Source organism: Nocardia sp. NPDC060220 (assembly GCF_042727815.1).
Taxonomy (GTDB): Bacteria; Actinomycetota; Actinomycetes; order Mycobacteriales; family Mycobacteriaceae; genus Nocardia.
The window spans coordinates 1-1992 of record NZ_JBHWZY010001085.1; the positions used below are offsets into that span (position 1 = coordinate 1).

Annotated in this window: 1 protein-coding gene and 2 pseudogenes; all 3 read right to left on the bottom strand. The window is 66.8% G+C overall.

Features of this window, described 5'->3' with window-relative positions:
• Nucleotides 1-687: pseudogene (locus ACFWF3_RS33875) on the bottom strand (hydroxymethylglutaryl-CoA synthase); the annotation flags it as partial.
• Nucleotides 684-1742 (bottom strand): hydroxymethylglutaryl-CoA reductase, encoded by a 1059-nt coding sequence (locus ACFWF3_RS33880; RefSeq protein WP_378988246.1) that lies wholly within the window; start codon nt 1740-1742, stop codon nt 684-686. The gene ACFWF3_RS33880 and the pseudogene ACFWF3_RS33875, both read right to left, overlap by 4 nt.
• A pseudogene (locus ACFWF3_RS33885) lies at nt 1735-1992 on the bottom strand (type 2 isopentenyl-diphosphate Delta-isomerase); the annotation flags it as partial. The gene ACFWF3_RS33880 and the pseudogene ACFWF3_RS33885, both read right to left, overlap by 8 nt.

Genomic DNA, 1992 nt, shown 5'->3' on the forward strand with positions numbered 1-1992 from the left:
CTCACCGAGCTCACGACCGCCCTGACGGCGGTAGTCCGACCAGGCCTCCTGGGCGGCCTTCTGGTAGGCGTTGACCGAGGTCTTGCCGTCCACGATGGCCTCGGTCCGGTAATTCGGACGCCAGAAGTCCATGATGTCGGCGCTGTAGAGGCCCGAAATCGGGTCCAGCGCCAGGATCGCCGGATCCGCGGTGACCAGCATCGCGACAGCGGCGGCGCCCTGGGTCGGCTCACCCGGGGTGTCGAGTTCGTACTTCGCGATGTCGGCGGCGATGACCAGCACCCGCTGCGACGGGTCGCGAGCGATCAGCCCCGCGGCGAACTGCAGCCCGGCGGTGCCGCCGTAGCAGGCCTGCTTGAGCTCGACGACGCGGGCGGCGTTGGGCAGCCCGATCAGCGAGTGCAGGTACAGCGCAGCGGCTTTGGACTGGTCGACACCGGTCTCGGTGGCCAGCAGCACGGTGCGGATGTTGTCGGTGCCGTGCCGTTCCAGGATCGGCTTGGCGGCGGCCGCGGCGATGGTGACGATGTCCTCGTCGGCGGCGGCGACGCTCATCTTCTCCTGGCCGATGCCGAGGTAGAACTTGTCGCGATCCACGCCGAGTCGCTCGGCGAGGACGGCGTGATCGAGAGCGTAGTGGGTGGTGGCGAACGAGAGGTCGTGGATACCGACCGGTGTAGTTGTCATCGTGGGCTTCCGTTGCTCGTGGTGGACCGCTCGAATTGGGTATGGGCACGCATCAATTCACCGCGGTTGGTCTGTGCCGCCATCAGCGACAGCTCCCCGCACAACACGGTGGCCGCCCCGATCACCGCGAGGCGTCGGGCGTTCTCGCCGGGCTGCCGGTCTTCGCGGCAGCCGAGGCGTTCCAGGTTCTCGTCGACGAAACTCGCGTGCTTGCCGTTGCCGACCGTGCCCACGATCAGGTTGGGCAGGGTGCACGAGAAGTAGAGGTCGCCGTCACGATCCTCGGCATGGGTGATGCCCTGGGATCCTTCGACGATATTGGCGGCGTCCTGGCCGGTCGCCAGGTAGTACGCGAGCAGCATGTTGGCGTAATGCGCGTTGGCGGAACGGATTCCACCCGCCAGCAGGGTGCCGATCAGGTTCTTGCGGATATTGAGCTGAGTCACCTGCGCCGCGGTGGTGTGCAGGCGCTGCTCGACCACCTCGCGCGGGATGAGCAGTTCGGTGATCACGTTCTTGCCGCGACCGAGAATGCCGTTGACCGCGGTGGCCTTCTTGTCGGTGCAGTAGTTGCCCGAGATCGAGCCGTAGCGCACCCCGGGCATGGTCGACAGGATGTGATCCATCAGGTGGTCACTGGCCAGGGTCGCCATGTTGTGGCCCGACGCGTCACCGGTGGTGAACTCGAAGCGCAGGAACAGCAGGTTGCCGGTGATCTGGTGGTGCAGGTCGATGAGCCGGGCGAAACGACTGCTGCCGGCGACCACCTCCTGGAGCTCGGCCATGCGGCCTTCCAACTGCCCGACCGTGGTGTAGGCGGTGTACGCGTCGTCGGCTTCCAGCAGGATCGAGCGCGTCATCCGCTCGTCGATCAGCGTCGCGACGATGCCCTTCTCGGCCAGGGTGCTGATGCGCGCGCCGCGCCCGACCGAGGGCCACAGCGGGGTTTCGTAGGTGGCGAGGGGAACGTCGACGGCGTCGTCGACGACATTTCCGGTAATGCGGACAGGCCCCACCCACTGCAGCGGCACCGCCGCGTACGACATGTCATTCATGGGTGACTCCTTCTCGATTTTCGGATTCACGCCACCAGGGGCTCCGGTGGGCAAGTGCTGCGGCGTCGATGCCGCGAAGCAGGCAGAAGTTCGCGACATCGCCGGTGACGAGCAGGTCGGCGCCGACCAGATCGGCGGGGGTGCGGGCGCCGAGGACGGTGAGGATGGTGCGCAACTGGTCGAGCCAGGTCCCGATCTTGTCGACCAGGGCAGCGGTGTCGTGGCTGACCAGAGTTTCCAGGAACGCGCC